This window comes from Staphylococcus intermedius NCTC 11048, assembly GCF_002902385.1.
GTDB classification, from domain to species: domain Bacteria; phylum Bacillota; class Bacilli; order Staphylococcales; family Staphylococcaceae; genus Staphylococcus; species Staphylococcus intermedius.
The window spans coordinates 1-365 of sequence record NZ_PPQH01000145.1 but is presented as its reverse complement, the minus strand read 5'-3'; the positions used below and the strand labels follow the sequence as shown (position 1 = coordinate 365).

The 365-nt window shown below is 32.1% G+C and carries 1 protein-coding gene; it reads left to right on the top strand.

The window, feature by feature from the left end:
- Positions 1-52 precede the first annotated feature (52 nt).
- A partial coding sequence (locus tag CD138_RS13720; RefSeq protein WP_142380772.1) for an IS6 family transposase occupies positions 53-365 on the top strand: 313 nt, incomplete at its 3' end.

The window sequence follows — 365 nt, the reverse complement described above, 5'->3', positions numbered from 1 at the left end:
CTGTTGCAAAGTTAGATATGTAATATAATTTTAATAAAAAGGAGCATTCTATATGAACTATTTCAGATATAAACAATTTAATAAAGACGTCATAACTGTAGCCGTTGGCTACTACTTAAGATATGCACTTAGTTACCGCGATATCGCTGAAATATTAAGAGAACGTGGTGTTAACGTTCATCATTCAACGGTCTATCGTTGGGTTCAAGAATACGCTCCTATTTTGTATCAAATTTGGAAGAAAAAGCATAAAAAAGCCTATTATAAATGGCGTGTTGATGAGACATATATCAAAATAAAAGGAAAATGGTGTTATTTATATCGTGCCATTGATGCAGATGGTCATACATTAGATATTTGGTTGC